The organism is Serratia myotis (genome assembly GCF_027474885.1).
GTDB lineage: Bacteria > Pseudomonadota > Gammaproteobacteria > Enterobacterales > Enterobacteriaceae > Serratia > Serratia proteamaculans.
On record NZ_CP099707.1, the window covers coordinates 4,906,579 to 4,932,374 of the forward strand.

A 25,796-nucleotide genomic window follows, 5' to 3' on the forward strand; every position below is an offset into this window, starting at 1 on the left:
TGTTTTATTTGACCCAGCCTAACCATAGGCAAGGGCGCTGAAAACCGAAACCGAAGATTTGTAAGCAAGGTTAAAACGGGGGAAGGAAAGGAGAGAGATGCGGCTGGCAACCGAAGCGGCCAGCCGTAGCAGAGATTACTGACCGGCGATTTTCATGTCCGGCAACAATACGGAACCGCACTGGATATTGCTGCGGGTTTCGATATCGCTGCCCACGCTGACAATATTACGCAGCATGTCTTTCAGGTTACCGGCGATGGTGATCTCACTGACTGGATACTGGATCTCCCCATTTTCCACCCAGAAACCGGCAGCACCGCGTGAGTAGTCACCGGTAATGCCGCTGACACCCTGGCCCATCAGCTCGGTAACCACCAGGCCGGTACCCAACTGCTTGAGCATGCCGGCAAAGTCATTACCCTGCCCGGCAATACGCCAGTTGTGGATGCCGCCCGCATGGCCGGTGCTGTGCATGCCGAGCTTGCGCGCCGCGTAGCTGGTCATCAGCCAGGTTTGCAGCACGCCATCTTTAACAATGTCGCGCCGTTGGGTACGTACACCCTCGCTGTCGAACGGCGTGGAAGCCAGCCCTTTCAGCAGGTGCGGATGCTCTTCGATGGTCAGCCAGTCCGGCAGGATTTGCTTGCCCAACGAATCCAGCAGGAAGGTCGATTTACGGTAAACGCTGCTGCCGCTGATGGCACCAACCAGGTGGCCGAACAGGCCGGTCGCCACTTCAGAGGCGAACAGGACCGGGGCAGTCATGGTCGACAGCTTGCGCGGTGACAGACGTGACAAAGTGCGACGGGCACATTCCTGGCCCACCCATTCAGGGCTTTCCAGATCGCTCATGGCACGGCCGATGGTATAGGCGTAATCACGCTCCATATCACCGCCCTGCTCGGCAATCACACAGCTCGACAATGAATGTCGGCTCGAGCAATAACTTTGCAGCATGCCGTGGCTGTTGCCGAACACCTTGATACCGTAGTGGCTGTTAAAACTGCCGCCTTCGGTATTGGTGATGCGTTTATCCGCCGCCAGTGACGCCTGTTCGGCGCGAGCAGCCAGTTCGATACCGCGATCGGCGTCCAGCTCTGCCGGGTGGAACAAGTCCAAATCCGGTGCTTCAAACGCCAACAGGTCTTTCTCTGCCGGACCGGCATGCGGATCCACCGAGGTATAGCGGGCGATATCCAGCGCCGCCTGCACGGTGCGGGCAATGGCATCCGGGCTGAGATCGGTAGAAGAAGCACTGCCTTTGCGTTGCTGATGATAGACGGTAATGCCCAACGCACCATCGCTGTTGAACTCAACGTTCTCCACCTCGCCGAAGCGGGTGCTGACGCTGATACCGGTTGATTTGGTCACGGCAACTTCTGCCGCATCGGAGCCGGCGCGCGCCAGTTCCAAAGCCTGTGAGACGGCCTGTTCCAGCGCCTTGCGCTGTTCTGCAACTTGAGTGACTACTTTCATCAATCTGCCATACTTAATCAGAAAATCGTTGAGAAAAGTGCCGTGGCGGCGTGGTTGCGCGCGGAGTCACGCGCAAAAATCATGAGATTTATGCTTTTGAGTCTAACAGGAACCGCGTGGAATTTCGCATAAAGCCGGCAACCTGTTAGGATTAGCCTCTTTTTAACGGAGCCTACCATGAACAAACAGCCTGAAGACTGGCTCGACGATGTCCCGGAGAACATTGACGAGGAAGATGACGAGATTATCTGGGTCAGTAAAAGTGAAATTAAACGTGATGCCGAAGCGCTGAAAGACCTGGGTGTCGAACTGGTCGAGCTGGGTAAGAACGCGCTGGAACGCATCCCGCTGGATGAAGATTTGCGCGCTGCGATTGAACTGGCGCAGAAGATCAAGAAAGAAGGCCGCCGTCGTCAGTTGCAACTGATTGGCAAGATGCTGCGTGCCCGCGACATAGAGCCGATTCAGACCGCGCTCGACAAGCTGAAGAACCGCCATAACCAACAGGTTTCGCTGTTCCACAAGCTGGAAGCATTGCGTGACCGCCTGGTGGAAGAAGGCGATGATGCGATCCCGCCGATCCTGGCGCTGTATCCGGAAGCCGATCGTCAGCAGCTGCGCTCGCTGGTGCGTAACGCACAGAAAGAGAAAGCCGCTAACAAGCCGCCGAAAGCTTACCGTCAAATATTCCAATACCTGCGCGATCTGGCCGAGACCGCCCAATGATCGCCGCCGTCACCACGGGATGAACTCGATTCATCCCCGGTGATGTGCAGGTTCACCGCTGCTTTCACGAATATTGAAACGCAGGCTGCCTTCCAGCTCTTCCTCCGCCTCTTCAAACAGCAGGATAATCGCGCCAAAGCGTCGTTTGCTGCGGGCGTTGAGATGGGTGAATTCAATCTCCACCGGCAAGCCGATGTCGGCAGTCACCACGTCCCACAGTGCGTCCAGATTGGCGCCAAACGCCTCATCCAGCGCAAACTTATGCGCAAAGTCGCGGTAAAACGCCGGCAAATCGTTAATCTGATTAAAATCGAACTCTACTTTTGCCATCAAGCTCACTCCACCCGAATGAAGTTTTTATAATGGTCACGCGTGACAAAAATCAGGCCATCGCTGGAATACAGCAAGCGATCGGCACCGCGCCGGCCGCATTGATAATTGATATCCGCCTCGCGCCATATCCGACGGCTGGCCGTGGGCAATTGCCCTTCTCGGTTTGAGAAACGGTCGCCGCCAATCGCCTTGCCCGGCAGCACCGAACACAGATTACCGTTACGTGCATCCCATCCCTGCTCACGCGCCTGCTTCTTGGTGAGGTAATAGTCCGGCAACCGCTGATGCTGCTGCAAGTAGCTCACCACCCTTTTCTGCTGCGTCAGTTGGTCAATACTCTGACCTTCGGCCACCGCCGGCACGTTGGCAATCACTCGATCGTTACCGCGCAATGCGTTAAAACCGGCTATCACAACGGCGATAACTATCGCCACGAGGATCCGCTTGTTCATTGCTGTCCCTGATTTATGGCCTACAGGGGTGCATCAGCACCCATGCTGGTTGGATTTATAGATGAAAAGGATGAAGCAGAGATGACTGGCATGTAACGTTTTCACTTCAGGGAAACCGCGCCGAACAACCTGCATCACCCGTTCAAGCTAATCATGCCATTTTGCCGCGCGTCTGGCACTCAGTGCAACTCTGAAACAGGGCTATCTCAGGCAAGTATAGCCCCGGCAGGGGTATTTGAGGTATCAGTCAATCAACGCATGACGATAGCGGTGCAGCATGTCGGCCAGGCGTTTTACCGGCCCGGTGACGCTGAGCGGTGCCTGATAATCAACCAGCTTCTGCTGATAATCGTTCATTTCGCTCAACAGCCGATCGTAATAATAAGCACGTTTTACGTCGTTCTTCGCCGAGACCATGTGGTCGGCGGTATTGCGGATCTGTTTATGGAACGCCGAAAGCTCCTCGCTGACCGGGATCTCCGCTCGCTGCATACGCTGGTGAGCAATGATCAGGTTCAGCGCCAGTCGGTACTTGGCGATATCGTTCGGGAACATCATCAGCAGTTGATTCAACTGCTGATACAGCGCGGGCAGGTGGTTTTGCTGACGACGTGAGGTCTTGGTGGTCAGCGCCGATACCGCACTGCCGACAAACTGGTTCAGCAGCGTACGGCCGGTACGTTCGCGGGAGTTATCACGGATCAGCAACAGCACCATCAGGCCCACGCAACTGCCGAGGAACTGGCCGAGCGCGCCATCGAGGAACTGTGTGACGTTGAACTCCATCGGGTTACTCAACACCAGAATATTGATGGTCCCCGCCAGCAAGCCGAGCGAACCCAACCGCCGTTTTTGCACTTCGATACCGATGAAAAACGCCAGCAGACCCAGGCTGAGGCACAGCAGTAAAATACTTTGCTGAGTCGCCGGCAGGATCACCATAAAGAACAGCGAGCCGACCGGGATCGCCGCCAACATACCCAGGATAAAGTCCATCGCCACCATACGTGGTGCCGGGGTACGCATCGCCAGCGAGGTGATCACCGCGATGATCACCATAAAACCGCTGCCGGAGGTCCAGCCGGTCCACAGCCACAGCAGGCTACCAAACGCCGTCGCCACAAAGGTGCGCAGGCCGTTAATCATCGCGTGGTGACCTTCCGCCGAGGTCGGTTTAACCACCACCTCACTGCTCAGCACACCCTCTTCAACCGCACTGATACTGCTGTTGGTGTGCACGCCTTTAGCCAGCAACAGGTAACGGGTAGCCGCCCCCACCCAACTGGTGATGGTCAGCAATGTTTCGTCGGTGCGGTTGGTGGTTAACACCTGTCGCAACAGCTTCATTCGTTTATGAATTTCCTGCGGCGTTGCCGCCGGGACCATCAGCAACTCACGGATATTTTCCTTCAGTGCATCCGGGTGGTTCAACAGGATTAAATAGGTTTCACAGGCCTGGGTTATCAGCGTCAGCGACAGCGTATGCATCGCCAGCACGCGCCGGTTTACTTTCTGCCAGCGTGATGACTCCATCATCAGGTGACTGCGCATGCCGTTCAGCGCAGTGGTGCTCTTCACCAGATTGCTCCAGGCACGGTCGATGTCTTCTTTCTCGGCGTTGCTGATGCACATCTGCATCAACAGGTACTGATCCACCAGCAGTTTATCCACCGCCCGGTCGATATCCTGTTTGATCGAACGTGGTGAGAACAGCAGGTCCGCCAGCACGGCGCTGACGATCCCCAGCACGATCTCGCTGCAGCGCTCAATGGCGAACTGCGGCGCTTCCAGCAGGTGAGATTCACTGCTGGCAACGGTCACGATAATGATCAGCGCGGTATAACCCGCCAAACCCCAGGCATAGGAGTTTTCAACTTTCACCAGAGAGGAAACCCAGGTGCAAAAACCGGCCCAAATGCAGCACAACAACAACATCACCACCGGTGCACGCGCCGTAGTGACGATAATCACGATGCCAACAAAACAGCCGATAAAGGTGCCGATAATACGCAGCCAGCCGCGATGGCGAATCGCACCGGAAAAAGGCTCGCCTCCCGCAGCAAAGGCCGTGCCGGCGGCCACGATGGCAGCGGTCATTGCCGACCAGCGTGGGGTTTCCAGATTGAGATGGAAACCGACAAACAGGGCAAACACAATCGCGAAACTGAGCTTGAAGGCAAATCTCAGCCGGATAAAGGTTGGGTTATTCATTAACCGAACTCACGCAGCCGATGCATCAAACGCACAAAAGGCGAGCCGCTGTCGGTAGCACGATCGTTCTTGCCGGTGATCACCACCGTGGCGGTGGTCCCCGCCGGATACGGATGCAACTGGTCTTTGTCGTCCAGCAGGATCTTCACCGGCACGCGCTGGGCCAGGCGTACCCACTCCAGGTTGCTGTCGATCGACGCCAGCCCTTTGCTGTTCACGGTGCTGCTGCTGTTGTTGACGGCGGCAGCCACGCTGTCGACGGTGCCGTGCATGATGCGATTGCTGCCCAGCGGGGTGATTTCTGCACGATCGCCCTTGTTCAGGCCATTCAGCTTGGTTTCTTCCAGGTAGGCCAGAATGTAGAAACTGTTTTTCTTCACCAGCGCCACCGCGACTGAACCCCGGGTGATGTATTCACCGGCATGTACGTTCAGGTTAGTGATCCAGCCATCGGCCGGTGCGCGCACCGTGGTGCGTTCCAGATCCAATTTAGCCAGTTCACGAGTCGCCACTGCCTTCGCCAACTGATGCTCTACGGTTTGCAGCACGTTGTTAGCCTGGTCGATCTCTTCCTGCGACATTGCCTGCACACCGAGGCGCACACGGCGACCGGCTTCACGTCTCTTTTCCGCTGCCAGCGTCTGGTAATAGGCAACATCGGCGCTGGCTTCTGCCAGGGCCTGTTGGTAGCGCGGCTGGTCGATAACCAGCAGCACCTGCCCTTTCTTCACCAGTTGGTTGTCCACCAGAGGCACGTCGGTCAACAGACCGGTGACGTCCGGGGCAATGGCCACCACGTCGGCGGTGAACTTGGCGTCACGCGTCCAGGGGGATTCTGTGTAGAACACCCAGGCTTTGAATATGGCGACGATCCCCAGCAGGACCAGAATCAGAGTGATCGCGATTCGGGTTATTTTTATTGAAAAATTTTTCACAGCGACCTCAAACGAAAAGACAGGTAATCAGATAGAACAAACAGCAGTACAGCGCGGTGTTAAACAGCGCTGGATGCCAGACAAAATCGTAAATCCCGGTGGGTTGCAGCAGGCGGCGCAGTAAAAAAAACAGCGCCAGCGAAAGCAGCAACTCAAAAAATATCGGGGGAAACGACAGTCCGAAAATGACCATAACCGGAAGCAAACTCATCAATTTTTCCTTATTGTTCACTGCACCGGGCTTTGAGACCTATATCCATTCACATTCTCTTTACATTTTAGCTGACGCGCACCACAAATTCCGGCCCAGGCAGGTCAGGAACCTGAAATAAGAGTAAACTCTGGAGCGTACATCCGCGATAGGGACTGCGAGGATACCGGAGGGATCGGCCATTATGGCGCTGCCGATCGCGCTCGCGCGTTGGTAAGGTCTTTCCACCCGACCGGTTTATATTAGCGTGCTTACTATCAACTCATCAACAATCTGTGATCTAAATCACTTTTAAGCCAGAGTGAATAATGGAAAGACTAAAACGGATGTCGGTATTCGCCAAAGTGGTTGAATGCGGGTCATTTACTGCGGCAGCGCGCCAATTGGATATGAGCGTTTCGTCTATCAGCCAGACCGTCTCCAAACTGGAGAATGAGCTGCAGGTCAAGCTGCTCAACCGCAGCACGCGCAGCATCGGCCTGACGGAGGCCGGAAAAATCTATTATCAGGGCTGTCGCCGCATGTTGCTGGAAGTCAGCGAGGTGCACGAACAGCTGTATGCGTTTAATAATACACCGACCGGCACGCTGCGTATTGGCAGTTCTTCCACCATGGCGCAAAACGTGCTGGCGACCATGACCGCCGATATGTTGAAAGAGTACCCTGGCCTGACGGTGAACCTGGTGACCGGCATCCCCGCCCCGGATCTGATTGCTGACGGGCTGGACGTAGTGATCCGTACCGGTGCGCTGCAGGATTCCAGCCTGTTCTCCAAACGCCTGGGTTCAATGCCGATGGTGGTGTGTGCCGCCAAAAGCTATCTCAGCCAGTACGGCACTCCACAAAAACCGAGCGACATGGTCAATTTTTCCTGGCTGGAATACAGCGTGCGACCAGATAGCGAATTCGAGCTGATCGCGCCGGAAGGCATCAGCACGCGCATCGCACCACAAGGGCGCTTTGTCACCAACGATTCACAGACCATGATCCGCTGGCTAAAAGCCGGGGCCGGTATCGCCTATGCGCCGCTGATGTGGGTGATCGAAGAGATCAAACGCGGAGAGATCGAGATCCTGTTCAAAAGCTATCATGCGGATCCTCGCCCGGTGTACGCGGTGTACACCGAGAAAGATAAACTGCCGCTCAAGGTACAGGTGTGTATCGACTACCTGACCGAGTACTTTAAGCGCGTGGGGGAAGTCTATCAGGGCTATCGCTGAGCAAAACACGGCGCGCCAAAGCGCCAAGTACCAGCAGTGCCAGCATGCCCAACCCCCAGATGAGCCAGACGGCATATCCCGCCCAGGTAAGCAGCAACGGGAAAGATCCCGCCAGCCAGCCGCCCAGTTGCTGCAACAGCGGCAGCCAACTGTCCAATAATGCCTGCGGCACCAGGCTGAGCCAGCCGGTAAGCTGCGGTGCCAACTGGGCCGAACCGCTCTGCGCCAGCTCCGTCAGCGCAGGCAACCAACCCAATATGCCAGAGACACCCCAGGCCAGCAGCGTCCACACTGCCATTGTCGCCAACAGTACTGCCACACTCCATCCACGCTTGGTCATGGCTATCCCCCGTTAGCGGCCTTGCCGCATTGCTGACAAAAACGGCTGCCCGGTGGCAAGGGTGCGGAACATCCGCTGCATTGTGCCGCTGCCGCCTCAAAAGGCTGACCGCAACGGTGGCAATACCGGGCACCGGGCTTGTTAGGCGCCTGACATTGCAGGCATTGTGGCCCCTGATCGCCATGCTGATTATAACGGTTGCCATGATGCCCGCTACGGTGCCCCGCACGTTGATGCCCGCCACCAAAACCGCCTTGCCCCAAAAGCTTTTTCAACATGCTCATCGCGCTTCTCCTCAGTGCTTTACGCCAGGTTGCAGAATAAACCCTGGAGTAAACTCCAGGGTAAAGCGCGCCAAGGGGGATTTACGTTTAATTATACCGCGAAATCAGCAACGCTTTGATGTGGTTAGCAAAAAGCATCTTCGGTCATTACCCCGCCCACCACCGGTGCGCTATGCTGCGGAGACCTCTCCCTGCATCAGGAATAACAATGAAAAAAATCATACTGGACTGTGACCCGGGACATGACGACGCGATCGCCATGCTGCTGGCCTGGGGTAACCCGCAGATCGATCTGCTGGCCGTGACCACCGTGGTGGGCAATCAAACGCTGGATAAGGTCACCCGCAACGCGCTGGCCGTCGCACGCATCGCCAATATTACCGGCGTACCCTTTGCCGCCGGCTGCCCGCGCCCGTTGGTACGACAAATAGAAGTCGCCCCTGATATCCATGGCGAGTCGGGCCTGGATGGTCCGGTGCTGCCGGAGCCGACATTAAAACTGGAACCCTCCCATGCGGTAGATCTGATCATCGACACCATCATGGCTCACCCGCCGGGTAGCGTGACGCTGGTGCCGACCGGCGGCCTGACCAACATCGCTATGGCGGTGCGCAAAGAACCACGCATTGCCGAACGAGTGAAAGAAGTGGTTTTGATGGGCGGTGGCTACCACGTGGGTAACTGGAGCGCGGTGGCAGAATTCAATATCAAGATCGATCCGGAAGCCGCGCACATCGTGTTCAATGAAAAGTGGCCACTGACCATGGTCGGGCTGGATCTGACCCATCAGGCTCTCGCCACGCCAGAAGTGTGCGCCCGTATTGCCGCTATCCAGACCGGACCGGCCAGGTTTGTCGGCGAACTGCTTGAATTCTTTGGCAAGATGTATCAACAGGCACAGGGCTTTAGCGCACCGCCGGTGCACGATCCTTGTGCGGTGGCTTATGTGATCGACCCCGACGTGATGACGGTGCGTAAAGTCCCGGTAGATATCGAACTGACCGGCACCCTGACGCTGGGCATGACGGTAGCCGACTTCCGCACCGCGCCACCGCCGGACTGCCACACCCAGGTGGCGGTAAAGCTGGATCAGGATAAGTTCTGGGATTTGGTGGTGGATGCACTGGAGAGGATTGGGGAAGTGAAGGTTTAAGCTGCGGCTATCAAAGGCGGTATTGGAGAACCGGGTGGCTTTGGATAACCGCCCTGCCTGGGTTTATCGCGGAGGAGAAACTAGCGCTTTAGTAATGCGGTTAATTTCCCATCCAGCTGGCTCAGGCAGTTATCCATATATTCTGTAGTGACCTGTTTCACCATCGCATAATCACTGGCTTGCCACTGTGCCAACGATGCCGAACGCGGGGTTGGGCTGCATTTGAATTGGTCGAAGGCTGAGAACATGCTTCCCCCCTCCGGCCGCTTATAAAAGGTAACGGCGTAGCGCAGTTCGAATTGAGTATCACTTTTCGCCAGCTCTTGATAAACCAGCAACCACCTGGCGGGGGTGATGTTCAAATTATTCTTGTAACTGTAACCAGCACCGTTCTTTTGCAACCAGTCGGCGATAACAACCTTGGCCTTAGGCACCAAATAGCTTTTGGTCGGTTCTGGCAAAGTATCTACGCTGCTGCCTTTCAACGTATCCTTGCTGAAGGTACTGGCAGAAAGACCACCGGTAAGTGCAGATGTTAAAACCTGTAGCCCCATACCTACACCTGTATCGACCTGCGTGACAATACGCAGCTTGGTATCAGCATATTGATTATTATTATTTTCAGGTAGAGCAAAGAAAGTCTTCACGCCAATGCTACTGCCATTAGCAGCGGTGACCTTTTCTACATTATTGGTTGATGAACAGGCAGTTAATAACAGAAAACTGCTCACCATGGAAACACACAGAACTTTTTTCATTACTGCTCCTTGTTAGTAGTATTCCAACATCATGTTGGGTATTTATTCATATCGTTTATCTTTAATGCAAAGAAATTTATTTTATTAATGATTAATCTTGAGTGATTAAATATTCATAAGATAAACATTATGATAATCATGTTTTTAGATTATAACTCACGATATCGCCGTCCCCCAGAGTGAGTCGGTTACGGAGGCGAGATCTAGGGCTTAGAAGTAACAATGTCAACATTATCCTGGCTTGTTACTTATGGGCCTGCCCACATTAGCTTAGATTTTAATTTTTCAGAAACCATTTTAAATAACATCCTGATATAATCCACGTGCTGATTATAGTTTGGTGATATATCATCATTGCACTTTTCAAAATAATATTTCGCCTGGTAATTCAAAAACCATATATCATGCTCAGTTATACTAGTATCCATAAAGCTTTTAGGAAGACTATGTATAAGTTCCGTTTCTAAATAACATGATACATCCCTTGATTTCACCCTTGAACTTTGTGACTGAATACTCCTAACATAAGGTAGAACAAGTTCAAACATTTTTATGTAGACCTCTAACTTATTCATATTACTTACAAATCCTAACGCTTCTAAATAGTAACAGCACCCGCTGAAGCACTGTTATTTTTGGTTGGCCGCTTTCAGCCCATTGATATCACCCTGAGTGCGGATAACATCCATTGTCTGCCCAGCTATCTCGCCTATCAGCTGCGCCTGCTTCAGCCGGTTCTGCTCTTTTTCCTTGTCGAATATCGGCCCGATATTACCGTTGCCGTTCTCGATATCCGAACCATCTCCGCATCCCAGGTTTCATTTCCACCTGTTTCACTAATAGACGAATTTGGTACAACAACCGACGGCGAAACAGACGCAGGAACAGCCAAAAAGTTATTCTCCACAAAAAATTTATCCGTTGTGAAGCTAACCAGCGAACAGAGTTTTTCCCAGTATACTCAGCCTGTGACAACCACTTTTCGTCAGTGCATTTTGACGCTGGCAACTTTTTGCCCCGGCGCGCTTTTCCAGCACGTTAGGCCATTTCCCCAACTCCGTTAAATAGCACCAACGTCACATCATGGCAGCGGTGTCAGCCGCTGCCATTACAGCTTTGGGGGATTTAGTGCATAGAGACAAGAACCCCGGCCAATAGCCGGGGCTCCCTGTTAAGGTTGATAATCTTCATATTCCCAGGCAAAGGCGCGGGAGAGCTTTTGAGCTATCTCCATCCAGTCACTGCCTTCGCACTGGTCGATGTAATCTGTGATGGTTTTGGTTATCTCATCCAAATCATATCTACGTACCAAAAGCGTGTGACGCATCAGTTCCGGCAACCACTGATGCTTACAGAGCCATTCTGGGGTGCAGATAAAAAGATCAAAGTTGTCTCCACCTAACGAATCAGAAGTACCTATCGTCAGGGTTAAAGTTATTGCTATTTCGTCAACCGCAGGCTGATAAGCAATGAATTCATGGTGAACACAATCAATATTTTTAAGTACTGCTTTCATTTTTAATCCAAAATATTCAGATGACCATTTCCAACTTTGACTGACTTACCTGACGAGTTGATTTCATAAGTTTCAAAGTTTGCTTGTGTACCCGTTGTAGCGAAAGGAGAGTCTTTAGCTGAAGGTGGCCGATACCCACGAGTTCCATCAGCGCTAATCCAACTACCCCCGCTAGTTTTTTTTGCTCCATCGCCTAGCCATATTTTACCTAGCCTATCAGCTTCAGCGCTGGATCCTTTCCCCATAGAGAAGTCTTTTTTACCTGATCCATCACCTTTAATAGCGATTTCCAGCCTCGGATCCTGCTTCGCAATATTGTTCAGATTTTGCAGTACCAGATCGTCTTTTAGCTTCGGGTAGGTGGCTATATTCTCCGCTCCACCGGTAGCTTTAGCTGCTGTTGATTCCGCCTTACTCGCATCAGATGCAACCGTTCCACCCGGCACCTTCTTACCGGGTAATATAATACCGGCAAGCATTCCACCTGTAGCTTCCAACGCTACCTGATTTCCCTGATACGCCTGCTTTACCGTGTCTGCTACCGCTGACCAGGTATCACTCTTCATCAAGGCTTTCAGAGTATCCGCGGCAGCCTGATTCTTACCTGACAGATCGCTTAATGCTTGGGTACAGTAGCTATCGCCCATTGCGCATGAGGTGAGAGCCATCGCCCCATCGGCACCATAATCCGCTGCGCCAAGCAACGCATCGCCTGAGTCTGCTGCCGCACCGATAACACTGTTAACGATGGACGATAGTGTACCTTCACCCAGCTTACCCCTGACCTGATCCTTCATATTTCCGGCAATCTGTTTAACAGATTCGCGGGCATGATCTCCCGACAGTGAGTTATTCTCCAGCGCATTCTTAGCGGCTTGCGAACCTGTCACCACGCCTGCGCTGCTGTCTGCAGCGAGACCGCCCGCCAGCCCTGCGGCCAGTTGGCTCAGCGCGCTCACCTGCTGTTTCTCGCTTTCGGTCAGGTCCGAGATTTTACGGCCCTGGAACATCTCACTCAGTATTACTCGCGCGACCAGTTCGCCACCACCGGCACCCACCGCTCCGGCTACCGCTGACTGGTTGTTTAACTGCGCAGCTATTGCACCCAGCACCGCATGTGCCATCGCGTTGGCGGCTACGTTGTCATCACCGATACGCGCTTTGATTTCTCTCGCCAGATAAGGTGCCGTACCGCTCGCCAGAGCCCCGGCCAGATTGTTCCCCGCCAGAGCCTGCAATGCCCCCGTTACCGCCTGCGCGGCTCTTTGCATATCGCTGCCGGTGCCATAGCTTTCCATCGCCTTTTTATAGGCGTCACTGTTACGCAGCACCTTGACGTCTTTTTCAGTCGGATTGGCCGCTTTCGCCGCCTTCAGCCCATTGATATCACCCTGAGTGCGGATAACATCCATTGTCTGCCCGGCTATTTCGCCAATCAGCTGCGCCTGCTTCAGCCTATTCTGCTCTTTCTCCTTGTCGAATATCGGCCCGATACTGCCATTGGCGTTCTCGGTATCCCGGCTGAGCTGATTGACATCCTGCTTTTGATTGGCCTGATCCCGAATAACCACGCTACCGCCCGACACCGCCGCCTGCGTGGTGCCTTCGGCATGGCGAACTGGTGATTGGTGGCGACTGGCTAAGCGGATCCGGCATCACCGACGCCGAACAACTGGAAGTCACCGCCGCACCCGGGGTGATCCGACTGCAACGGCGAGATGGGGCAGGATTTAGGGCTTGATAGCTGTCCCACCCCGGCCAGTTGGCCGGGGTGGGACAGCTATTCAACGATTAATAAAAGTCCTGATCTACACGACCTTCTGCTTTCAGGATCTCGAGGAACCGCTTATAGGCAGTTTCGTCATATTCACGAAGATCATCTAATAGATTTTCTTCAATTAATGCTCTGTGATAAATACCTGAATGATAATAAATAAAACCATCAGGAATGGATGAATCTATAATTTCAACCTTATCAACTAGTTTTCCAGTAATTCGATAAGGCACTAACCCACCGTTTTTTTTTGGCAATCCTAGAAGGATCGTTTCAGTACATGATCTATCCACTGATAAGACCCAATAAATACCAAATATATCAATTATATCTCCCACCCATGCATCTCTAACTTTCATCTGACTTTCTCCTTTACTGAGTTGATAACATCAGATGGATTAGTTGTTGTACGTTGAGGCGTTACAATTTTCATATCGTAAGCTTTACCAGTAATCGAATTATATTGGTAATGAATCTCGATTGGGCTTCCATCACTCAAGCGTTGCATAGCCGTCATTTTTTCAAAACCAACAGACTTGGGAAAACGCGGATCAGAATTTAGACTTAATCCTTTATCGGAGAACTTCACTCCATTTGCCGGATTATCCTTTACCTGATTCCACAATACCTGCTCATTCAAATCTCTTGGCGCTGTAAACTGCGTTCCCGCTTTCGCTGTAGAGATCTTCTCCGCCGCACTGATCAGCATCTTATTGCTGATAACAGTCGCGCCTTTACTCACTACAGACAACGCTTTTTCTGCCGGGATTGACGTCAACAGCGCCAACGCATAATCCTTCGCTTCTTGCGCTGTCAGCAATGCCATGACGGTATCGGAGCCAGGTTTGTTGCTCAGGATGGCTTTGATAATATCCGCACTTTCTGGCAAATCACCTTTCACCATTCGAGCAAGGTCAGCTTGTACCTGTTCCGGCGGTAGATTCTTATCCTGAGCATATTGCGCGTAGGACTGTACTGATTGGCCGTAATCCGCCATGCCCTTACCGAAGTCATTGGCACTTAGCGCATATTCTCCACCGCATTCTTAGCGGCTTGCGAACCTGTCACCACGCCTGCGCTGCTGTCTGCAGCGAGACCGCCCGCCAGCCCTGCGGCCAGTTGACTCAGCGCGCTCACCTGCTGTTTCTCGCTTTCTGTCAGGTCCGAGATTTTACGGCCCTGGAACATCTCACTCAGTATTACTCGCGCTACCAGTTCGCCACCGCCTGCACCCACCGCTCCGGCTACCGCTGACTGGTTGTTTAACTGCGCGGCTATCGCACCCAGCACCGCATGCGCCATCGCGTTGGCGGCTACGCTGTCATCACCGATACGCGCTTTGATTTCTCTCGCCAGATAAGGTGCCGTACCGCTCGCCAGAGCCCCGGCCAGATTGTTCCCCGCCAGAGCCTGCAATGCCCCCGTTACCGCCTGCGCGGCTCTTTGCATATCGCTGCCGGTGCCATAGCTTTCCATCGCCTTTTTATAGGCGTCACTGTTACGCAGCACCTTGACGTCTTTTTCAGTCGGATTGGCCGCTTTCGCCGCCTTCAGCCCATTGATATCACCCTGAGTGCGGATAACATCCATTGTCTGCCCGGCTATCTCGCCAATCAGCTGCGCCTGCTTCAGCCGGTTCTGCTCTTTCTCCTTGTCGAATATCGGCCCGATACTGCCATTGGCGTTCTCGGTATCCCGGCTGAGCTGATTAACATCCTGTTTTTGATTGGCCTGATCCCGAATGACCACGCTACCGCCCGACACCGCCGCCTGCGTGGTGCCTTCTGCGTGCCCTTTATTACCTGCACCGGAAAGGGCTGCGCCTGCCAGATTGGTCAGCAGATCTGACCCCACCGGGCCGCCGCTGCTGATACTCCCCCCCTGGTGCTCGGCCTTGAAATCCGCCTGATTATGGATATCGCTGAAGCCCAGTGTGCCGGTATCAAGACGGTTCTTATCCGCCGTGGCGGTGCTGGCAATGACTGCACCGTCCAACTGCGTATGTTCGCCAACCTTAACATCATAGCCGCCCTTGCCGGCAAACAGACCGGTTTGCTCCTGCACGCTGTCATAATTGCTGTGCAGCTTGTCACGGCTCATGCTCAGGCTGGCGGAGCCACCCGCACCGATGATGGCTACGCTGACGCCACCACTGACGCTGGTCTTGTTGCTGCCTTCGGTCTTCTGCGTATTGGCGGCACCCAACAACAGCACATCCCTCTCGGCATTCAGGGTGGTGTCTCCCCCCGCTTTTAGCTGGCTACCCACCACGGCAATAACTGGGCTTTACCACCGAGCAACGGATCGAGATGATCACCGAACCGGGACAGTTGATTATCCGGCTGGCAGCCGAGGGGTAACTGACTGGTATAAATAGTAAAATCCCGCTGTGATTAAGGCGGGATTTTATTTCTATATAGCGTCTTGATTGGGAAGTTTTTCGAGCACGCTATTGACCGTCCCTTTCTTTAAAATGGTTTTTTTAGCAGTGCTGCCATAATCTGAACTATATACTAAATACTCTTCGTCATTATCTTTAGGATAATAAAATAAATAGAAGCCGACGTCTGATATTTCAAGAGGGCTTAAAAACACGCCTAACGCTTCAGAATCAGGTAATTCCAGATCATCAGGATCACTATCAAGAAGCATTCCATGTGAATGAGCCAACTGCGTTATCAACTCAGAAGCACTTCCTGACAAGGCCAATCCGGCACTCTTGCAACTATTTATTTCTTGCTGACTATCTTTTAAATAATTCATAGCCATATGTAATGTATAGTTTGATCCTCTCGATGGATATATTTCATCCTCAATAAAAAATCCAAAAAGTCCATACTTCCAGTAATTATCCTCTGTTTTTTCTAAAACCTCATAAAAAACAGCAAATTCAAAAGGTTGTCCAAAGATCATTTTTTGCCCTTTAATTCTTTGATTTCTTTATTAAAACTACCTAATTCTCTGTTGCCTAAAGCATTTTTACCATCACCGGTGCTGCCACTCCAATGATAAGTACCAGAGCCATCTTTGCTAGTATTAAAGAATCGATGAATATTACCATTACTATCAATTGATAATCTTATCTTAGGATCTTTTGTAGCAATCGAATTCTCGAAAAGCGCTAAAGAACTCTTTGGCTCCACTCCTGCACTAGGTCTGGAACCAGGCGCACCTAGTGTATGTTTAGGATTCGATTCAATTTTAAATCCATTTTTTGCGACTGTTGCTTCGGGGATTGGTAATCTATTATCTTTAATTCCAGATGAATGTTTACCAGCCTTATTAATCCCCCCAAACGCCGAAGCCGCTGTACTGGCAATAATACCCGCCTGCACTTCATCCAGACCGTACTCTTTTTGCAACGCTTCCGAGACTTTATTCGTCGCTACAACACCTTCAACCTGCATCTGCTGCGCAAAGGTCGCGGTTAGATCGTAAACCATCTTGATCGGGATATCTTCACCCATAGCTCGATCTATGGCTTGTTTCACCGCCAGGCTGTCGGTCAGTACGTCACCATATTTCTGCTGGCATGATGCCGGGTTGGCAGAACATTCACTGATTAACTGTTTCTGTTGGGCGGTACTCATCTCTTCGTATTTCTTAATCACGCCGGCACAGTCACCGCCGGAAGCCTGACATGACTTCATTTCAACTGACCAGCTATCTATCTGCTTGCTGCTCAGATAGTTATTCTCCACCGCATTCTTAGCGGCTTGCGAACCTGTCACCACGCCTGCGCTGCTGTCTGCAGCGAGACCGCCCGCCAGCCCTGCGGCCAGTTGGCTCAGCGCACTCACCTGCTGTTTCTCGCTTTCTGTCAGGTCCGAGATTTTACGGCCCTGGAACATCTCACTCAGTATTACTCGCGCTACCAGTTCGCCACCACCGGCACCCACCGCTCCGGCTACCGCTGACTGGTTGTTTAACTGCGCAGCTATCGCACCCAGCACCGCATGTGCCATCGCGTTGGCGGCTACATTGTCATCACCGATACGCGCTTTGATTTCTCTCGCCAGATAAGGTGCCGTACCGCTCGCCAGAGCCCCGGCCAGATTGTTCCCCGCCAGAGCCTGCAATGCCCCCGTTACCGCCTGCGCGGCTCTTTGCATATCGCTGCCGGTGCCATAGCTTTCCATCGCCTTTTTATAGGCATCGCTATTACGCAGCACCTTGACGTCTTTTTCAGTCGGATTGGCCGCTTTCGCCGCCTTCAGCCCATTGATATCACCCTGAGTGCGGATAACATCCATTGTCTGCCCGGCTATTTCGCCAATCAGCTGCGCCTGCTTCAGCCTATTCTGCTCTTTCTCCTTGTCGAATATCGGCCCGATACTGCCATTGGCGTTCTCGGTATCCCGGCTGAGCTGATTAACATCCTGCTTTTGATTGGCCTGGTCACGAATAACCACGCTACCGCCCGACACCGCCGCCTGCGTGGTGCCTTCTGCGTGCCCTTTATTACCTGCACCGGAAAGGGCTGCGCCTGCCAGATTGGTCAGCAGATCTGACCCCACCGGGCCGCCGCTGCTGATACTCCCCCCCTGGTGCTCGGCCTTGAAATCCGCCTGATTATGGATATCGCTGAAGCCCAGTGTGCCGGTATCAAGACGGTTCTTATCCGCCGTGGCGGTGCTGGCAATGACTGCACCGTCCAACTGCGTATGTTCGCCAACCTTAACATCATAGCCGCCCTTGCCGGCAAACAGACCGGTTTGCTCCTGCACGCTGTCATAATTGCTGTGCAGCTTGTCACGGCTCATGCTCAGGCTGGCGGAGCCACCCGCGCCGATGATGGCCACGCTGACACCGCCACTGACGCTGGTCTGCTTGGCGTCGTAGTTATCGCTATCCTGCTGGCTTTGCAACGTCAGGTTACGTCCGGCATCCACCTTCACCGTTTCGCCACTGGCCTGGGCCCCCGACAGCAGGGTGTCCCGACCACTGTGCATCGACAGCGTACCGCCACTGTCTATCGTCGCTTCACTCCAGAACGTGCCATCGCCATGCTCGCTACCCTGGCTCTTGTTGGCATTGGCGAACACGCTCAATCCGGTCTGTTGTCCCACGCCAATACTGACGCCGATATTACCGCCGCTGCTCTTGTTGCTGCCCTCGGTCTTCTGCGTATTGGCGGCACCCAACAACAGCACATCCCGCTCGGCATTCAGGGTGGTGTCTCCCCCCGCTTTTAGCTGGCTGCCCACCACGGCAATATCGCCGCTGTCGGCCGTGTTGCCTTTGCCGGTAGCCGTCAACTGCAAGTTATTGCCGGCAGTGAGCGAGGAACCGGTAACGGCAGTTTGCTCCTGATGCTGCTTCGACGACGATTTCTGGGCACCCAGCGAGATACTGATGCCGACCATGCTGCCTTCTTCGGTATCGGTATTGCCAAGCGTTGCCTGTTGCCCTGCCTGAACCGCCTGCACGCCGGACAAGGCTGCTTTGGTACCCTGCAATGCCGCCAGTCGCCCGTCGGTCTCCTGCTTCGCCTGCTGGGCGGTGGTCACCGCACTGTTGATGGCGCTGCCTACCGTACCGGACAAGGCAAGGCTCAGGCCGCTCTGCTTCTGCTCAAAAGTTTCATCACGACGGCGAATATCCTGGCCCGGATCGATCTGCACGCTATCTCCCGTCACCGACAGGTTCTTATCCGCAATCACGTCCGCGCCACCGATATGCGCCTTGCCGCCGGCCACGATATTCACGTCGCCACCGGTTGAACCTATGGTGCTGACGCTCTGGCTTTGGGTAGTGCCGTCTTCGTTCAACTGATGGCGGGAAGATTTGCTGCCGAAGGTCACACCGATGCCGCCGCCGCTGAACACGCCGCTGGTTTTTTTCTCGTTCAGTCGGTAGCTGGATTGTTCCTCGGTCGCCGCCACAATATCGACGTTATTGCCCGCCTGCAGGTTCACCTTGCCGTCACCGACTACCGTCGAGCCTTGCACCTTCAGGTCATTACCGGCGTTGAGCGAGACGTTGTTGCCGCTCAGCAGTGCACCTTTCTCGTGGGTGGCATAGTCCTCTTCCACCGTATGGGTGGTGGTTTTGGACATCAGTCCTTTTTTGACCTTGGTCTCTTCGAAGAAGCTGTAGTCGCTTTCGGTGGCGCTATTGAGCGCGATATCACGCCCGGCGCTCACCGCCACGTCACCGCTGGCCTGGGCCTGGGTGGCGTTGAGGGTCGCGTCCCGTCCGGCCTGAATGCGAGTGTCGCCGCCGCTGGCGATTTCCGTGCCCTGCTGGCGTATGGACTCATTCACCCGCTGTTGGCGGCCGCCGTGGCTTTCCTGGTATTCCCGGCTTTGCTGGGTATTGAGGTTAACGTCACGCCCGGCCCGCAGGCCGACGTCGTTGTCTGCCACCAGCGCCGCGGCCTGTGAATTCAGGTCGCGACCAGCCTGCAACTGCAGATCACCGCCGCTGGTGAGGGTGCTACGCGTCGCGCCACTGCTGATGTGCTCACTGCCGTCGGTTTTCTGACGACTCCCCTGTTCGGCGGTTTGCAGATTGATGTCACGTCCGGCTGTTAATGCCGCATCGCCCTTGCTGCCGATTTGGCTGGCGGCCAGGTTCAGATCCTGCCCGGCACTGACGTTTAGTGGCCCACCCGCGCTGATTTCAGTGGCCAGGCTGCCATGGGTTTCACTTTCTTTTAGCCCACCACCCCAACGGCCGCCGTCAGACTTGTCGACGCGAGAGGTGTTATTGGCAAGCAGGTTGACGTCACCGCCCGCCCGCAGATCCATGGCACCGCCAGAGGTAACCTGCGCCCCGGTAACATCAATATTGTTACCGGCCTGCATGTTCAATGTATCTCCGGCGCGGATCACGGCAGTATCACCGACTTCCGTGCGCGACAGCGTCAGCGATTGGCCACCCTGGGTTCCGGTGGCATCCCACTGGCGGGTCTGAGTTTTATTGATAATGCTGCCGTCCTGGCTTGCAAGCTGGACACGCTGACCGCTGATGGTTGAGCCGATATTGCTGATATCACCGATAGCATTCAACTTCAGCCCACCGGTAGCGTCGATCATCCCCTGATTAAGGTTGCTGATGCCCGCCTGACTATTGACGTTCAGGCGCTCGCCGCCCTGCAGCGTGCTGGCGTCGTTGCGGATGCTGCCACCGTTCAGGTTAACCTTGTTGCCGGCAATCACGCTGCCGCTCAGTGGGGCGACGTCACCTTTGGCCAAATAGAGTTTGGGTGCCAGTACCGTCTGGCCGTTGACCGCCACCTTCTCCCACCAGACGATGCTGTGATCCAGCTGTGAAACCTGTGCCGGTGTCAGGCTGATGCCAAACTGCAGATTCAGGCCGCTCTGCGCCCGTGCCGCGTTGTCGATCAGTTGCTGCATCTGTGCCAGTTCGGAACCGACGCCGTTAAGATAGCGCTGGCCGGTTTGGCTGAGCATCGCGTTGCTGATGTAACGGGTATCGAACGCCGCATCCCCCAGGAAGCGGTAGTCGTAATCTGGGTTTAATTTCAGGCGGTCGAGGAAATAGGCCGAACCGATAAACTGCTTTTCATCGGTGAAACGGCTGTCGCTTTCACGCGGGGCAACGCCCGGCTGTTGGCCCAGCATGGCATAGAGATCGTCGAACAGGCTGTTGTCCAACTGGCCCAGGCCGTCCAGTTTGGGGTTGGTGGTGATCAGATAGGGGCTGCTCGGATCCTCAGTGACGACAAAGCGGCCATTGCCACCGCTTGGCAGTGGGTAATCTGACAAGTCTACGGCGTTATTGCCGAGGGTACCGAGCGCCGCCTGCAGATTGTCTTTCCACTCCGGCGTGCCGAAAACGACGCTTTGATCCTTCGCCAACGCTTGCTGTTCTACGCCGCTGACGGCGTCAGGCTGCTGCAGGCTGTCCAACGTGGGTCGGGTCAGGGTATGGCTGAGGCTACCGGCGTTCGGGGTCAGCGTGGTATTGCTGATATCGTCGGTAAAGCTGGCATTGACTGCACCACCAGCCTGAATAACCGAACGATAGACTCCGTCGTCGGTGCGTTCAGTGCGCACCTCTCCGCTGGCTTTATAGTGGATATTCTTGTCGTCAATTTTCCCTTTGGCGTAGTCATTGATTGCAGATACAGCAGATACCTTCGGCTTATTATCCGATCCCGGCAACGGCGGTTTTTGATAGGTATAGGTTTGATAGCGCGTTTCTGTACCCGCAGCCCATGACTGGTTGTTCAGCGTGCTGCCGGTGAGCGCAATATCTCCATTGGCCAGAATATCGCTGGCCAGGTTATCCAACGTGGTGGCATTCAGCGTCATGTTACGACCGGCGGCAATGCGTCCCGCGCCGCCATCACTGCTGACCGTTACTTTACTGGTCGACAGCGCCATCTCTTTGGTCGTGGCATACGGCGAGGCGTAGGTATACCTCTTGTACACTTCACGTGCAGCATCCCCCGCCATTTGACGCATGGTATCTACGGTGTAGTAGCCGTACTCGTCATCGTCAAAGAAGCTCAGCGGGATGCTGGCAGTGGCGCCGTTCAGCCAGTCGTATTTTTTGGTCAGATCTTCCTGCGTAACCGAGGTTTTTAGCCCATCGCGCTGATTAAGCAGATGCGCGGTGTTGATATGAATATCGCCGGTTTCGGTTTCTATGGTGCCGGAGGTGTTGACGATCTGGCTGTTGGCCTTGCCGTCGGCATCTTTCTGCATCCACAGGTCTTTGCCTGCCAGAATGTCGCCGCGCTGGTTAGTGATGTGATCCGCCAGTAACTTCATATCGCCACCGGCGTACAACATGCCGCTGTTGATCAATTGGTTAGCGGCACTCAACAGCAGATCACCGGCGGTGCCGATAAAGCCGTTATTGCTAATGTCGCCACGGCTCAACAACTGCACCAATCCGCCCGACTGCAGGCTGGCATCGGCATTTTGCGTGATCCCGGCGGCTTCGAGGCGCATTTCGCCGCTACCGCCGCGCAAGGTGCCGGCGTTGGTTAATTGGCCGCCACTGCGCACATCGACACCCTGGCCCTGAGTGGTGCCTTGCAGCAGAATATCGCCGTCACTGGTCAGGGCCAGCGCTTTGCCAGCCGCCAGAGTGCCATTCTGGGTAAAGGCGTCCTTCAGCGTCAGCGTCATGTTGCCCAGTGCCACCAGTTGGCCGTACTGATTCAGCAGGCTGCTTGCCAGTGTCATATCGCCACCGCTCAACAGCTTGCCGCTCTTTTGGTTATCTACCTGCCGCACTTTGAGACTCATCTGGCTCGTCGCCAGCAGCGTACCGCTGTTATCCAGGCTGTCCGCTTGCAGGATTAAATTACCGCCCTGCAGCGTGCCCTTATTATTCAGACTATCGAGCGTCAGCTGGTTATCGCCGGTGGTGCTCAATGTGCCGCTGTTATCCAAACGGGTACCGTTGAACGTCAGCCTGTTGGCTTGCAGCCAGCCGCTGTTGATCAGCGTCGCTGCTTTCAGGCTCAACGCACCGCCCACCTTAAGGTTGCCGGAGTTGGTCAACTGACGATCCAACTGCAGCACGCTGCTGCCATCGCCCTGCAGATGCCCGACGTTATTTAGCTCCGCCGCCTCCAGCCGCAAGGTTCCCAGACTGCGCAGGTTACCGCCTGCCAGGTTATTGAATACACCGCTCAGCTTGGCCTCGAGGTGGGTTTGCCCCTGCAGCCTGCCGCTGTTGGTCAGGTCTGTGGCGTTCAATTTCAGTTCATCGGCCTGTATATGGCCCTGGTTGTCCAAAGACAGCGCCGTCAGGTCCGCCTTGCCATTGGAGAAGATCTTGCTACCCGCATCAGCAGTAAGACTGCCGCTCAGATCCAGCAAGATCTCTTTGTCCGCCTGCAACGTGCCTTTATGATCCAGTTGCTGAGCCGTCAGCGTAATACTCCCACTATCCCATAATCCGCTGTTATTCACCGTCGCCGCGTTGGCCGTGAGTTCACCGTCGCTAAGCAACTTGCCACCGATGGCGTTGTTCAGATCCTTTTCCAGCTGCAACACCAGCTTTTGTATGCCAATCAGGTTGCCGCTGTTGGTCAGCGATTTGGCGGTAACGTGGGTGGTCGCACCTTGCGCTTCCCCCTGATTGCTGACGCTGTCCGCCGAAAGCGCTAACGCGCCTTCGCTCAGTATTTTACCGTCGTTGTTCAGCGTGGCTGCCGTCAGTTTCATCGGCCCTTCACTCAGCAGTTGCCCGCTGTTTTCCAGCGTCAACCCAACCACGGCGGTTAAGCCGTCATCGCCCAGCGCGCTGCCGGTGTTGTCCCAACGCTGAACGTCAATATCTACGGTCTTGCCTTGCAGCTTGCCGGCATTGTTTAGCTCAGTGCCCTGCAGCGTCAGTGTGCCACCGGCCAACAACTGGCCCGCCAGGCGGTTTTGCAGATCTTTACTGGTGATATTCGCGTTTTCCCACGCCTGCAGTCGTCCGCTGTTGTCCAGACTGTCGGCATTGAGTTCGATACCTTTGGCGACCATCACCCCCGAATTTATCAACGATGGCGTGGTGAGGGTTATTGTATTTTCCGCCTCAAACTTACCGGCGTTGTTGAAGGTTTTAGTGAATGTCAGATCCAGCGACCTGGCGCCAATGTCACCGCTGTTATGCGCAGTGGCGGCAGAAAACTTCAAATCCCCCAGCGTGTTGAACACGCCGGCCAACTGCGCGTCTTGCGCAACCTTGAGCGTCATGTCCTGTTTGGACTGGGTGCGGGCGCCGGCGGTAGACAGCAGTTTTGGCGTTTCCAGCGTCAGGCCTTGCTCACTGGAAAGCAGCCCGCCGAGTTGCACGTCATCAGCGGTGAGGGTGATATTGCTGTCGCTCAGCAATGATGAACCCAGCTCAGTCTTCAGCACGCCGGTGTGGTCCAGGGTAATACCCTGCTTGCCGTTGGCTTTTCCGGCCAACAAAAACTCGCCAGCCTGTACCGTTAACAAGCCATCAGCAGACAGTGAGCCACCGACATTAAGCTTGTCGCGCACCCGCAGATCGAGCTGCTGTTGGGAAGTGATCGTCCCCTGATTATCGACACCGTTGGCGGTGATGGTCTGCACACCGCCCGCTTTCAACTGCCCCGGGTTATTGAGTTGGGTACTGGTCAGGTTCTGCGTGCCCTGTGCCTGTATCAGACCGGAGTTGGTCAGGTTCTGTGTCTTGAGGCGGCTGTCGTGATTGGCAGCCAGTTGGCCGCTGTTGGTCAGATGATGGGTCTGCAAGTGCAGATCGCGTCCGGCGGTCAGGGTACCCTGCCAGTTGCCGTCGCCGCTGAGCGTCAGGTCAATATCCCCTTCGGCCGTCAGGCTGCTGTTTTTATCACTGCTCAGGCTGGCGGCATTCAACTGCAAGCGGCCGTCCGTATCGGCTTTGCCCGCCTGCAGTTTGCCTGCAGCGGTCAGGTTCATATCGCCTTTGGCGCTCAGCGTGGCCTGCTCCATAGCGATATCGCCACGGCTGTTCAGGGTAAGCGCCTGCTCCGCCTTATGCTTGCCGCTCAGCGTGATGCTCGCCGCCGTGGCATTCAGGTTGCCCTGTGCCAGCGTGTTGTTCAGCCGCAGTTGACCATTGGCCTCCAGTTGAATATCGCCTTCACGCGCGGTGAGATTGCCGAGGTTAACCCCCACCCCTTTTTCACTGGACACCAAATGAATACGGTTGGCGTACATACCGCCCAGCGCACCGGTATCGATGGCGATTTTGGGAACTTCCCCCTGACCGGCGATCGCCGTGGCCTTGCCTGTCGCATCCACCCGATTGGCACCGAGCGTAATGCTGAGATCTTTGGCATGCAGTTCCGCGTTGATCGCGGTAGCGCGAGCGATCAGGGCGAATTTGTCGCTGTTGCCGGCATTCAGCCCCTTGCCCTGAATAGTGATCGCTCCCTGGGTCACTTCCAGCGCCTGCAGCTTGCCGTCGGCGTCCAGCACCGGCTTGCCGGTGGTCAGCGTTGCGTTGGGGGTATTGATAAAGCCACAGCCGTCGCAGGTGATGCCATAGGGGTTAGCCACCATCACTCTGGCCTGCTTGCCCGCCACCTCCAGGTAGCCGCGCAGCTGTGAAGGGTTGGGTGCTACCACCTCATTGATGATTCCCTGCGCTTCTTTACCGGCCTGCAGGTTGGGGTTGTTCTGAATCAGGCCGCCAAGCTGGCTCTGGTTGAGCTGACCGGTGGCGTTGTTGAGGATCATCCCCTCTTTGCCAACGTTGAAATCGTTGTATTTATTATGAGAAATACCGGCCTGATTCGGCGTGGCGATATTGACCACAGGCACGCCATTGGCAGCCTGATCGACCCGGGTATTACCCTCGGCCACGTTGATGCCTTCGGCCAGCGCCGGCAGCAGCGGCTGCCCGGCAAGCAAGATGCACAGGGTGTAGCTCAACAGACGCTGATGAGCTTTAAGCGGTTGATTATTTTGGCGCTTCAT

The 25,796-nt window shown here is 54.6% G+C and carries 17 protein-coding genes and 3 pseudogenes; 3 read left to right on the forward strand and 17 right to left on the reverse strand.

What is annotated here, in order from left to right:
- Nucleotides 1-135 precede the first annotated feature (135 nt).
- Nucleotides 136-1,476, reverse strand: a complete 1,341-nt coding sequence (gene pmbA / locus NHG65_RS23105) for a metalloprotease PmbA (protein ID WP_499182718.1) — start codon at nt 1,474-1,476, stop codon at nt 136-138.
- A 177-nt stretch (nt 1,477-1,653) separates the two neighbouring features.
- Between pmbA and yjgA the strand changes: the two genes are divergently transcribed.
- Nucleotides 1,654-2,202, forward strand: a complete 549-nt coding sequence (gene yjgA / locus NHG65_RS23110; protein ID WP_085119683.1) for a ribosome biogenesis factor YjgA — start codon at nt 1,654-1,656, stop codon at nt 2,200-2,202.
- Nucleotides 2,203-2,232: 30 nt separating this feature from the next.
- On the opposite strand, the gene NHG65_RS23115 is transcribed toward yjgA, so the two are convergent.
- The 5 genes from NHG65_RS23115 to aaeX all read right to left on the reverse strand — a co-directional run bounded on the left by NHG65_RS23115 (nt 2,233) and on the right by aaeX (nt 6,344).
- Entirely contained in the window at nt 2,233-2,532 is a 300-nt protein-coding gene (locus NHG65_RS23115) for a barstar family protein (protein WP_037416266.1), read from the reverse strand.
- Nucleotides 2,533-2,537: 5 nt separating this feature from the next.
- Nucleotides 2,538-2,987 (reverse strand): ribonuclease domain-containing protein, encoded by a 450-nt coding sequence (locus NHG65_RS23120; RefSeq protein ID WP_489844443.1) that lies wholly within the window; start codon nt 2,985-2,987, stop codon nt 2,538-2,540.
- 243 nt (nt 2,988-3,230) lie between these two features.
- Nucleotides 3,231-5,198, reverse strand: a complete 1,968-nt coding sequence (gene aaeB / locus NHG65_RS23125) for a p-hydroxybenzoic acid efflux pump subunit AaeB (RefSeq protein WP_099065081.1) — start codon at nt 5,196-5,198, stop codon at nt 3,231-3,233.
- Entirely contained in the window at nt 5,198-6,133 is a 936-nt protein-coding gene (gene aaeA / locus NHG65_RS23130; RefSeq protein ID WP_085119165.1) for a p-hydroxybenzoic acid efflux pump subunit AaeA, read from the reverse strand. The genes aaeB and aaeA overlap by 1 nt, the downstream gene beginning before the upstream one ends.
- 7 nt (nt 6,134-6,140) lie before the next feature.
- A complete protein-coding gene (aaeX, locus tag NHG65_RS23135) occupies nt 6,141-6,344 on the reverse strand; it encodes a p-hydroxybenzoic acid efflux pump operon protein AaeX (RefSeq protein ID WP_012147087.1) in 204 nt (67 codons plus the stop codon).
- Between the two features lie 308 nt (nt 6,345-6,652).
- Between aaeX and aaeR the strand changes: the two genes are divergently transcribed.
- Nucleotides 6,653-7,564, forward strand: a complete 912-nt coding sequence (gene aaeR, locus NHG65_RS23140) for an HTH-type transcriptional activator AaeR (RefSeq protein ID WP_207977331.1) — start codon at nt 6,653-6,655, stop codon at nt 7,562-7,564.
- Here the strand turns inward: aaeR and NHG65_RS23145 are convergent.
- A complete protein-coding gene (locus NHG65_RS23145) occupies nt 7,527-7,904 on the reverse strand; it encodes a hypothetical protein (RefSeq protein ID WP_207977329.1) in 378 nt (125 codons plus the stop codon). The genes aaeR and NHG65_RS23145 overlap by 38 nt on opposite strands.
- A 2-nt stretch (nt 7,905-7,906) precedes the next feature.
- Entirely contained in the window at nt 7,907-8,188 is a 282-nt protein-coding gene (locus NHG65_RS23150) for a zinc ribbon domain-containing protein (protein ID WP_207977327.1), read from the reverse strand.
- A 208-nt stretch (nt 8,189-8,396) separates the two neighbouring features.
- On the opposite strand from NHG65_RS23150, the gene uriH reads away from it, so the two are divergent.
- Entirely contained in the window at nt 8,397-9,341 is a 945-nt protein-coding gene (uriH, locus tag NHG65_RS23155) for a uridine-preferring nucleoside hydrolase UriH (protein ID WP_499182719.1), read from the forward strand.
- An 80-nt stretch (nt 9,342-9,421) separates the two neighbouring features.
- On the opposite strand, the gene NHG65_RS23160 is transcribed toward uriH, so the two are convergent.
- The 9 genes and pseudogenes from NHG65_RS23160 to NHG65_RS23200 all read right to left on the reverse strand — a co-directional run bounded on the left by NHG65_RS23160 (nt 9,422) and on the right by NHG65_RS23200 (nt 25,796).
- Nucleotides 9,422-10,099 carry a hypothetical protein gene (locus NHG65_RS23160; protein ID WP_499182720.1) on the reverse strand — a complete coding sequence of 226 codons (678 nt, stop codon included), beginning with the start codon at nt 10,097-10,099 and terminating at the stop codon, nt 9,422-9,424.
- A gap of 632 nt (nt 10,100-10,731) precedes the next feature.
- A pseudogene (locus NHG65_RS23165) lies at nt 10,732-10,893 on the reverse strand (hemagglutinin repeat-containing protein); the annotation flags it as partial.
- 377 nt (nt 10,894-11,270) lie between these two features.
- On the reverse strand, nt 11,271-11,615 hold the full coding sequence (locus NHG65_RS23170; protein ID WP_207977319.1) for an immunity 8 family protein: 345 nt from the start codon (nt 11,613-11,615) through the stop codon (nt 11,271-11,273).
- Between the two features lie 2 nt (nt 11,616-11,617).
- A pseudogene (locus NHG65_RS23175) lies at nt 11,618-13,228 on the reverse strand (VENN motif pre-toxin domain-containing protein); the annotation flags it as partial.
- Nucleotides 13,229-13,406: 178 nt separating this feature from the next.
- Complete coding sequence (locus NHG65_RS23180) at nt 13,407-13,748, reverse strand: hypothetical protein (RefSeq protein WP_499182721.1); 342 nt, start codon at nt 13,746-13,748, stop codon at nt 13,407-13,409.
- Nucleotides 13,745-14,386, reverse strand: coding sequence for a hypothetical protein (locus NHG65_RS23185; RefSeq protein ID WP_499182722.1), 642 nt, complete (start codon nt 14,384-14,386; stop codon nt 13,745-13,747). The genes NHG65_RS23180 and NHG65_RS23185 overlap by 4 nt, the downstream gene beginning before the upstream one ends.
- Nucleotides 14,387-14,409: 23 nt before the next feature.
- A pseudogene (locus tag NHG65_RS23190) lies at nt 14,410-15,666 on the reverse strand (VENN motif pre-toxin domain-containing protein); the annotation flags it as partial.
- A gap of 135 nt (nt 15,667-15,801) precedes the next feature.
- Nucleotides 15,802-16,302 (reverse strand): immunity 42 family protein, encoded by a 501-nt coding sequence (locus NHG65_RS23195; protein ID WP_219017077.1) that lies wholly within the window; start codon nt 16,300-16,302, stop codon nt 15,802-15,804.
- Nucleotides 16,299-25,796, reverse strand: a complete 9,498-nt coding sequence (locus NHG65_RS23200) for a hemagglutinin repeat-containing protein (RefSeq protein WP_499182723.1) — start codon at nt 25,794-25,796, stop codon at nt 16,299-16,301. The genes NHG65_RS23195 and NHG65_RS23200 overlap by 4 nt, the downstream gene beginning before the upstream one ends.